Annotated in this window: 10 protein-coding genes and 1 pseudogene; 5 read left to right on the top strand and 6 right to left on the bottom strand. The window is 64.3% G+C overall.

Annotation, left to right across the window (positions count from 1 at the left end):
* Positions 1-452 (bottom strand): annotated as a pseudogene (locus tag BEK68_RS00855) (hypothetical protein); the annotation flags it as partial.
* Between the two features lie 701 nt (positions 453-1153).
* The gene (locus BEK68_RS00850; RefSeq protein ID WP_009239146.1) at positions 1154-2869 is read right to left on the bottom strand and encodes an AMP-binding protein; all 1716 of its coding nucleotides are present in this window, start codon (positions 2867-2869) and stop codon (positions 1154-1156) included.
* A 232-nt stretch (positions 2870-3101) separates the two neighbouring features.
* On the opposite strand from BEK68_RS00850, the gene BEK68_RS00845 reads away from it, so the two are divergent.
* On the top strand, positions 3102-3611 hold the full coding sequence (locus tag BEK68_RS00845) for a gluconokinase (protein WP_004633299.1): 510 nt from the start codon (positions 3102-3104) through the stop codon (positions 3609-3611).
* Positions 3612-3630: 19 nt separating this feature from the next.
* On the opposite strand, the gene BEK68_RS00840 is transcribed toward BEK68_RS00845, so the two are convergent.
* Both BEK68_RS00840 and BEK68_RS00835 read right to left on the bottom strand, forming a co-directional pair.
* Positions 3631-4425: a hypothetical protein gene (locus tag BEK68_RS00840; RefSeq protein WP_009239147.1), complete on the bottom strand. Its 795-nt coding sequence runs from the start codon at positions 4423-4425 to the stop codon at positions 3631-3633.
* A 57-nt stretch (positions 4426-4482) separates the two neighbouring features.
* The gene (locus tag BEK68_RS00835; protein WP_009239148.1) at positions 4483-5454 is read right to left on the bottom strand and encodes an alpha/beta hydrolase; all 972 of its coding nucleotides are present in this window, start codon (positions 5452-5454) and stop codon (positions 4483-4485) included.
* Positions 5455-5786: 332 nt separating this feature from the next.
* Here BEK68_RS00835 and BEK68_RS00830 point away from each other — a divergent pair, with 332 nt between their 5' ends.
* The 4 genes from BEK68_RS00830 to BEK68_RS00815 are packed head-to-tail and all read left to right on the top strand — an operon-like array spanning position 5787 to position 7193.
* Positions 5787-6221, top strand: coding sequence for a YeeE/YedE family protein (locus BEK68_RS00830; protein ID WP_004633307.1), 435 nt, complete (start codon positions 5787-5789; stop codon positions 6219-6221).
* A gap of 1 nt (position 6222) precedes the next feature.
* Complete coding sequence (locus BEK68_RS00825; RefSeq protein ID WP_004633308.1) at positions 6223-6636, top strand: DUF6691 family protein; 414 nt, start codon at positions 6223-6225, stop codon at positions 6634-6636.
* A gap of 50 nt (positions 6637-6686) precedes the next feature.
* Entirely contained in the window at positions 6687-6794 is a 108-nt protein-coding gene (locus BEK68_RS00820) for a helix-turn-helix domain-containing protein (protein WP_009239149.1), read from the top strand.
* A gap of 39 nt (positions 6795-6833) precedes the next feature.
* On the top strand, positions 6834-7193 hold the full coding sequence (locus BEK68_RS00815) for a TetR family transcriptional regulator C-terminal domain-containing protein (RefSeq protein ID WP_232295840.1): 360 nt from the start codon (positions 6834-6836) through the stop codon (positions 7191-7193).
* A 16-nt stretch (positions 7194-7209) separates the two neighbouring features.
* Here the strand turns inward: BEK68_RS00815 and BEK68_RS00810 are convergent, their stop codons facing one another.
* Both BEK68_RS00810 and BEK68_RS00805 read right to left on the bottom strand, forming a co-directional pair.
* A complete protein-coding gene (locus BEK68_RS00810) occupies positions 7210-7980 on the bottom strand; it encodes a glycosyltransferase family 2 protein (RefSeq protein WP_009239151.1) in 771 nt (256 codons plus the stop codon).
* Between the two features lie 54 nt (positions 7981-8034).
* Positions 8035-8295, bottom strand: coding sequence for a phosphopantetheine-binding protein (locus BEK68_RS00805; RefSeq protein ID WP_004633317.1), 261 nt, complete (start codon positions 8293-8295; stop codon positions 8035-8037).
* Positions 8296-8571 lie beyond the last annotated feature (276 nt).

Below are 8571 nucleotides of genomic sequence, written 5' to 3'. Positions count from 1 at the left end.
CCGCCATAGCCGTAACCGCCACGCCCGCCGGCGCCGCCGTTCGCCGAGCCTCCGTTATTGGTGGCGACGTTCCCGATCCCCGAAATGCTGAGGTTGGTGACCGTGCCCTCCAGTTTGGAGATGGCAATCGCCTTGCTCGTGTTGAAGGAGTTGGTGAAGGTCGCAGTCGACACACCGCCGTTATTGCTGGCTGCAGTGCCGTAGCCTGTGGCGCTGGCTGTACCGCTGTTGTCGCGGTTGCTGCCTTGGCTTGAGTTGTTGTGTTGGTTCGAATTGTCCGTTGCTGTGGTCGTTGTCGTGGTGTCTGTGTCAGTACTGGTTCTGTTGATGGTTGATGTGGTGGTTTGGGTCTTGTCACCCGCGCCGGACGCCGTATTGCCGATATCAGCCAATGCAACGCCAGAGACCCCCAATCCCATGGCGATCGCGGTGGCCAGTAAGGTCTTCTTCATAACGCACTCCATAAAGGTGAGAGGGACGGCTGAAACGCAGCCAGTAGGGCTGGTGCGCTCTGCCTGTGGGAAAAACATGACCCACCCCGGGGCGGCTCGTTTGCATAATCGGTGCCAACTTCCGGGCACGCTTTACACGGCTGTTCTAAGTGATTGAAAACGCAAAAGATTCACCGACACCCACGTGCAGAGGTGCACGCACTGCCGCGCAATCGTGTCGGGACGTGAATTTGTGGAGGCCCGTTTCCGCCCTTTCGGTTGCAGCGCTGATACACCGCCATGTCGCGCATGACGGCCACGGCCTGCATGGCCTTCGCGCGAAGACGCTGTCGGCACACGCGCATGCGCACGGCCAGGGTGTTTAAGACGAACGATTGGCCGGGTGTTTCAGGCGCGAAACATCGGCGCATCGGCGCTCACATTGCGTGAGCGGTGGGTCACCGGCAGGAGAGCATCCCGTGGCGCACGTCGGGTCAGGTGGCGCGTCCCATTGATGTGCGCACCGCAAGCGCGCGATCCTATGTGGACGGTTGGCTGCGAGTGCCTCCTATCAGCAAGACGCACGCGGGAGACGCGTCTCGGTTTCCACCTTGGGCGTTGCCCAGGCAGGCGAACAAAACCGCGCGCGGCAAGCATCGTCATGGCAACAACAAACCGCGCGCAACCCGTTCGCATTTCAACCGCGATACCGCAAGCTCAGTTCAGGCCGTGGCGGCCACCGTCAGCTTGAGTTCTTCGACCATGCGGTCGCGCATGACGAACTTCTGCACCTTTCCCGTCACCGTCATCGGCATCTCGGTGACGAAGCGGATGTAGCGCGGAATCTTGTAGTGCGCGATCTGGCCCTGGCAGAACGTGCGGATCTCCTCTTCCGTGGCCTGCTGGCCGGGCTTGAGCACGATCCACGCGCAAACCTCTTCGCCATACTTTGGGTCGGGCACGCCAAACACGTTGACGGCCTGCACCTTCGGATGCCGGAAGAGGAACTCTTCGATCTCGCGCGGGTAGACGTTCTCGCCACCGCGGATGAGCATGTCCTTCACGCGGCCGACGATGTTGCAGTAGCCCTCGGCATCGAACGTTGCCAGATCGCCCGTGCGCATCCAGCCGTCGTGGATGGACTCGGCGGTCTTGGCTTCGTCGTCCCAGTAGCCGAGCATGACTGAATAGCCCTTGGTGCACAGCTCGCCCTTCTCACCCACGGGCACCACCTCTCCCGCGCCATCCACCAGCTTGACCTGCAGATGCGGCTGGATGCGGCCGACGGTGGTAACGCGCTTGTCGAGCGGGTCCGTCACCGCGCTTTGGAAAGACACGGGGCTCGTCTCTGTCATGCCGTACGCGATGGTGACTTCGCGCAGATTCAATTCCGACACGACGCGCTTCATCACCTCGATGGGACACGGCGAGCCGGCCATGATGCCGCCGCGCAGCGTCGATACGTCAAAGCTCTTGAAGTCCGGATGATCGAGCTGCGCGATGAACATCGTCGGCACGCCGTGCAGTTGCGTGCAGCGTTCTTCCGCCACCGTGCGTAGCGTGGCCAGCGGATCGAATGCCTCGCCCGGAAACACCATGCACGCGCCCGTGGCCGTACAGGTCAGCACCGACATGACCATGCCGAAGCAGTGATACAGCGGCACGGGAATGCACAGTCGATCACCCTCTTGCAGGTTCATCGCCATGGCAACGAAGCGCGCGTTGTTGACGACGTTCACATGCGTCAGCGTGGCGCCCTTGGGCGCGCCGGTCGTGCCGCTGGTGAACTGGATGTTGATGGCGTCGTCGGGCGACAGCGTGGCCGTGATGGCATCCAGCGCATCAACGGGTACGCTTTTTCCACGCGCAACAACGTCGGCAAAGTTGAGCATGCCAGGCGTGCCGGCCTCGCCCATCCGGATGACCCAGCGCAGGGCCGGCAGCTTGGCCGCGTTCAGCGCGCCCGGCTGCGCGGTCGCCAGTTCGGGCGCGAGTGTCTGCAGCATCTCCAGATAGCGCGATGTCTTGAAGGCCTCGGCCGCCACGATGGCCTTGCAGCCGACCTTGTTGAGCGCGTATTCCAGTTCCGACAGCCGATATGCCGGGTTGATGTTGACGAGGATGAGCCCCAGGCGCGCTGTCGCGAACTGCGTGAGCACCCATTCGACGCGGTTGGGCGACCAGATGCCGATGCGGTCGCCGCGTTCGAACCCCAGTGCGTGCAGGCCGGCGGCCAGCGCATCGACCTGTTCAGCAAAGGTACGCCACGTCCAGCGCACGTTCTGCTCGCGGAACACGACCGCCTCGTCGTCGGGGCAGCGGCGCACGGTATCCGCCAGCAACGCCGAGACCGTGACATGTGCCAGCGGCACCGACGTGTCGCCCACCACATACGACGCACCGTTGCGCGGTCGCGCGTCGAAAACCTCACCAGCCATGGATGTCTCCTCCAATCAACGTTGGCCTTTTTGGGGCCTTGTTCTGAATGATTTGTAGCCACTGCATTGATCGCAATTTGACGCAGCTTGACGCATTTGGCAATCCGTTCTCAGACGAACAATGATGCGGAACAATTGCTGCACTGCAGCAGCAAAAACCGGCGGGCATCCTCATCAACGCGCTAACATGCCGGCCTGATGTTTTGCGCTTTCTTGCACGTAGGGAATGACGATGATCGTAGTGGTAATGGGTGTTTCGGGTTGCGGCAAATCCACGGTGGGCCAGAAGATTGCCGAGCGGCTGGGCTGCGCTTTCCGTGATGGCGACGAGTTTCACTCCGAGGCCAACCGCGCCAAGATGCACGCAGGCATCCCCCTGAACGACGATGACCGCAAACCCTGGCTCGAATCCATCCGCGCCTACATGGACGAGAAGACGAGCAGTGGGCAGTCGCTGGTGGTTGCCTGCTCCGCTCTCAAGCAGCGCTACCGCGACGTGCTGCGCGGCGCCGCCGGCAACGCCGAATTCGTCTACCTGAAGGGCGACTTCGATCTGCTGCAAGGCCGACTGGCCGCCCGGAAAGACCACTTCTTCAATCCGAGCCTCCTACGCAGCCAGTTCGACGCGCTGGAAGAGCCGACCGACGCCGTCATCGTCGACATCGCGCTGCCGCCCGAAGCTATCGTCGACGAGGCTGTCGCCCAACTGCAGGCACGCGCCGCGCACCGTCCGGCCGCCTGAACTCGCACGCGTCCACGCGCTAGCTGCGCGTGAGTTGCTGCAACACGGCCTGCACCTCGCCATTGCACACGCGGCTCATACGCTCCCGCTCACGCGCCGTATCGATCTGCTCGTGCGCCTGCAAGCCCAGTTCGATCAGCGATTGCGCACGCGGCAGCCAATGGCGCGTGAGCGCTGCTTGCAAATCAGCCGCAATGCGGTCCGGATCGCCAAAATAAAGCCGGCCGCCGTATTCGCTCTCGATTTCCTTGCGGATCACCTCGGCGGCGTGCGGCAGCACCGCTCGGTTGACGGCCACATGCCGCAACTCATGCTCGCGGATGGCGTTGTAGGCGCAAGTGCCCGGCGCAAATTCACGCGCCACCGTCACCCGAAAATTATTCAGCACCAACTCCACCGAGATGGAAGGCCGCAGGCAGGTCGTTGGCGGCTGCGTGGCGATGGCCATGTAGCGGCTGTTGACGTCGAAGCGTGCGACCAGCGTCGCGTACGTTTTGCCCAGTACGCGGGCTGATCGGTCATACGGCGGCGCCTCGGCAGTGAGTTGATCGACCGAACGGTCGTTGGAGAAGGACAGCGGCGTTTCGGTGGCACGCACCTCCACGCGCATCGGCCCGAGCGCCTGATCGCAGGCCTTGAGCCAGTGCGACTTGTTGGCATTGAGTACGGGGGCGCCTGCCGAGCCAGTCGCGGCCGCGACGTTTTCGATCGGCGCGAAGCGCACATCGGCCAGCCTCAGCCGATGCAGCCGACTCCAATGCCAGGCGCCGGCCACCACGGCCAGCACCACACCCAATACCACCACCCGACGCATGCTGGGCTCCCCGTTTGCGCATCCCGACCGGGCTACGCAGGGGCGCCGCCGGCTGGGTCAGGCCGGTGTCAGTTCCACCGGTTCTCGGTTCTTGTGCTGGGCGGCAACCAGTCGCCTGATCTGCTCGCCCGATCGTTTGAGCGCTACGCGCGCCTCTGGAAGGAAAGGATAGAAGATCGGCCACACGTGAGGAAGCCGCCGCCCCATTTCTACCGATACGGATACCCCGGCCGCCCGCGCCCGCTCGGCCATTCGGAGGGTATCGTCGCGCAGCACTTCGCTGGTGCTGACATAGCAGTGCAGTGTGGGCAGGCCCGTGAAATCGGCATACAGCGGCGAGGCGAGCGGATGGTCGGCCGGTGCGCCCGAATCGCCCAGGTACAACGCCGCACCATGCGCCATCCACGCGCCGCGAAACATCACGTCGGATTCATCGTTGTCGATCAGGCTCTGGCCGGTGGCGGCAAGATCCGTCCACGGCGAATACAGCACCGCGCCCGCCGGCAGCGGGTCTGCCGCATCACGCAAGGCCACCAGCAGCGCCAACGCCAGCCCGCCGCCCGCGGAATCGCCGGCCACCACAATGCGCGAGGGCGACACGCCCTGCGTCACCAGCGTGCGATACGTGAAGAGCGCATCTTCCACCGGCGCAGGAAACGGATGCTCGGGTGCCAACCGGTAGTCCGGCACGCACACCCGCGCCCGGGCATGCGTGGCGAGGCCAATGGTGATCGGGCGATGTGTGCGCGGGCTGCAGAAGAAATAGCCGCCGCCATGCAGATAAAGCACGACCGGCGCGTCGTCATGCAGGTCCGGATCGGCGGGTTCAATCCATTCGCCGGTGAGGCCATCGCCGTTGACACCATCGGCCGGGACGATACGCCAATCCGGCGGCAGCTCCACCGGCGAAGGCATCTTGCGCTTCTCGGCATGCAGGCGTGTGGCGATCGGGTCGAAGGGCTCCCGCTCGGTCGGCTTCTTGATCTGGTTGCGCACCATCCTAGAGACGACCCAGTTCTGCCAGCTCATCGCGCAACCCTCCGCTGCAAAGTCCCAGCCTAGCGAGGAAGCGCTACCCAGACAATCGGTTCGCACCCTGTTTGAACGGCGAGTGTCCCCATCGGGCAACGCCGTCTGCGAAACCGCAGCATCAAGCCTACTCAAGGCATCGCAGCCAGGGCGCCGGTCACAGCCGCATTGTCTTGCCTCTCCACGCGTTGAGCACGTGCTATGTCGTCCGGTTTTGAGGCCTCGCCTCTATCGCGCCCGGCACCGCGCCTGGCGCTTCCTTGCCTCGGCACATGACAAACAATCTATAAATTTATATATTATTCGAACCTAGATTGCTCCCCCTGCTTCCCATGTCGATCGACTTCACACATTTCACTCCAGGCGCGGCGCTCGTCGGCGGCCTGATCATCGGGCTGGCGGCGGCCGTGCTGGTGCTGGGCACCGGCCGCATTGCCGGCATCAGCGGCATCGTCGGCGGGCTGCTGCTGCGCCCGCGCGGCGATATGGACTGGCGCATCGCGTTCCTGATCGGCCTGATGGGGGCGCCAGTGGTTGCCGCCCTGCTTGGCCACCCCGTGGTTCCGGAGATCGCCGCGGGTTGGGGTGAGGTGCTGGCGGCTGGGTTCCTGGTCGGCATCGGAACACGCTACGCAGGCGGCTGCACAAGCGGCCACGGCGTGTGCGGGTTGTCGCGCGGCTCGGTGCGCTCGCTGGTGGCCACACTCTCCTTCGTGACTGCCGGCATCGTCACCGTGTTCGTGGTACGGCACGTGTTTGGAGGCTGACATGGCCATCGTGATCGCACTCGTAGCGGGCTTGCTGTTTGGCGCGGGGCTCATCGTGTCGGGCATGGCCAATCCGGCCAAGGTGCTCGGCTTTCTCGATCTGTTCGGCCAATGGGACCCTTCATTGGCGTTCGTGATGGCCGGAGCGATTGCCGTTGGCGTGATCGCCTTCTTTGTGGCGCGTCGGCGCGGCCGCTCGTGGCTTGGCACGCCGATCCAATTGCCGTCGGCAACCGGCGTGACCGCGCGGCTCGTGCTCGGCAGCGCCGTGTTCGGCATCGGTTGGGGGCTGGCAGGTTTCTGCCCGGGGCCGGCATTGGTGGCGCTGGGCGCGGGCGTGCCAAAGGCTGTCGGTTTTGTCGCCGCCATGCTGGCGGGCATGGCTGTCTTCAGTTGGCTGCAACGCAAGCGCTAGGCGGGCGGCAGTGCCGCAAACAAACCGATAACCCACCTACAGAGGACAACATGACGCTGCGCAAGCTCATCGACGAGTCCGGCGTCGCGCGTATGACGTTGTACCGGCACTTTGCCGGCAAGGAAGATCTGATCAAGGAAGTGCTGGAGCAACGCTAGAGCTTCGTCGTGGGCAGCATTGCCGAGAAGCTCGGCCCCATGCCTGACGCCACCACCCGCCTCAAGGGCATCTTCGACCGGTACGGCACGTGGTTCCGCACGCCAGAGTTCGCGGGCTGCCTGTTCGAGCACGCGCTGGCGGAGTTTGGCGACACCTGGCCCGAGGTGACCGACGTGGCGGTGCGCTACCGCGACGATCTGCTCGCAATGATGGAAACGCTGCTCAAGGATGTGGTGCCCGCCAACACGGCGCGCCGGCTTGCCGGGGTATACGTGATGCGGCTCGCGGGCGTCACGGCCGACGCCCGCGCGATTGGCGATCCGTCTGCCGCGTCACAGGCCTGGCACGCCGCAGAAACCCTGCTGCACCAGGCCAGGGCCGCCACGGAAGCGGTGTGAACCCGCCTGCCGCGGACTACCAGCCGCGCTGCAGGCGCCGCGCGATCATCGAGGGCAAGCGCAGCAAGCCCTCAGCCGCCAGGCGCAGATGCATTGCGATCAGCAGGATGTTGTCACGCAGATACCGGAAATGCGACACGCCGCCCTCGTTCGGGCGGAAGTAGCGCACCGGCGCCGCCAGCCGGATCGGACGCACGCCGGCCCAGCACAGGCGCACTGCCGCTTCCGGGTCGAAATCGAAACCGCGCATCCAGCTCTGCTGGCGCATGATCTCGGCCAGCGGTGCAATTGGATAAACGCGAAAGCCGAACAGCGTATCGCCAATTCCAGCCCACAGGGTCTCGATGTCCGCGCAGCCATTGGACAGGCGCCGGCCCTGCACACGCATCTGCGGCGCCGTTGCGTCGAACACCGGCTGGCCGAGGATCATCGCGTCGGGGGCCGCCTGCGAGGCAGCCATGAATTCGGGGATCAGGTTGGCGGGATGCTGCCCATCGGCGTCCATGGTCAGCACGTAGGTAAAGCCTGCTGCCGCAGCGGCCTCCAGACCAGCCAATACAGCCACGCCCTTGCCGCGATTGCGCGGCAGCACGATCACCCGCAGCCCCGGGTCTTGCGCGGCCATGGCCTGCAAGCGTTCGGTGCTGCCGTCGGTACTGCCGTCCACCACCACCCAGACCGGGTTCCACTGTGCGCGCGCACTGCGCACGGTGTCGTCAACCTTGTGGCCAGGGTTGTAGCTTGGAATCAGAACGAGGTGCGAAGTGGAAGCGCCGGTCATCGGCATGGCGTCGGTCCGGCCAAACGTTGAAAGCGGAATGCGTCGGGCGCTGGCGCGAGCCTATCGCGTGCGGTGCTCTGCCACGTAGGCCGCGAGCGAGCCCAGCGAGGCGAAGATCTTCTGGTTATCGGGATCGCCCGAGCGCAGCTCGAAGCCGTATTTCTTGGAGATCAGCAACGCAACTTCGAGGATATCGATGGAATCGAGCCCGAATCCTTCGCCATACAGCGGTGTGTCGGCGGTCAGGGCATCGAGTTGAATGTCTTCGAGATTCAGTTCGCCGATCATGAGTGCGGCGAGCTCTTTTTCCAGGTCGTTCATCGGTCTTGCACCACAGGCGGCGCGCTGCGGGGACTGCGGCCAGAGCCGCCGACGATCTTCTTGCCCGAAGCCCCTGCCTTGTCCAGCCCAGCCTGTGAAGGGGGTCGTTTAAGCTAGGCGGATTCTAGACGAAGGGGTACACCCCGTATAGCGCGAAACCGTGACAAACACCGCATATCGCGGCGCTTTCACGAAGTGACGCAAACGATTCAACGGCTTGTGTGGCGCCACAAAGCGGCAAGGGGCGCCGTCGCACGGCCGGCCGAGCGCGTACAT

The organism is Ralstonia pickettii (genome assembly GCF_001699815.1).
Lineage (GTDB): Bacteria > Pseudomonadota > Gammaproteobacteria > Burkholderiales > Burkholderiaceae > Ralstonia > Ralstonia thomasii.
Note: the sequence above shows the minus strand (reverse complement) of the source record. Positions and strands in the feature narration are given on the sequence as shown.